The following is a 539-nucleotide window of genomic DNA, read 5'->3' on the forward strand; positions in this document are numbered from 1 at the left end:
TGTTTTTTTTGCATGCCCTTTTATGGCTCAAAAAGTGTTAAAAATAAGACAGTAACCTCGGAATAGCTACTGTCTTATCTCATTTTTCACTTAAAGCCTTGACAGACTTGACAAATGGTAGAAAAAAATACCAGATGAGGTGTTTTTTTGCATGCCCTTTTATGGCTCAAAAAGTGTTAAAAATAAGACAGTAACCTCGGAATAACTACTGTCTTATCTCATTTTTCACTTAAAGCCTTGACAGACTTGACAAATGGTAGAAAAGAGCCATAAAATCTCGCTTTTTGAATGCAATCTTTACAAAATAAAAAGCACTTATAAAGTGCTTGCTAGCTCCGCCAGTAGGACTCGAACCTACGACATCATGATTAACAGTCATGCGCTACTACCAACTGAGCTATGGCGGATAAAAGCTAAGCGACTTCCATATCTCACAGGGGGCAACCCCCAACTACTTCCGGCGTTCTAGGGCTTAACTACTGTGTTCGGCATGGGTACAGGTGTATCTCCTAGGCTATCGTCACTTAACTTTCTGAATT

The 539-nt window shown here is 39.3% G+C and carries 1 tRNA gene and 1 rRNA gene; both read right to left on the reverse strand.

The annotated features are described in order from the left end of the window. Positions 1-333: 333 nt before the first annotated feature. Positions 334-407: transfer RNA gene (locus AC5FEC_RS10420), tRNA-Asn, on the reverse strand. Between the two features lie 5 nt (positions 408-412). After that, positions 413-528, reverse strand: a 5S ribosomal RNA gene (rrf, locus tag AC5FEC_RS10425). Positions 529-539 lie beyond the last annotated feature (11 nt).

Source organism: Streptococcus sp. STC1396 (assembly GCF_058933875.1).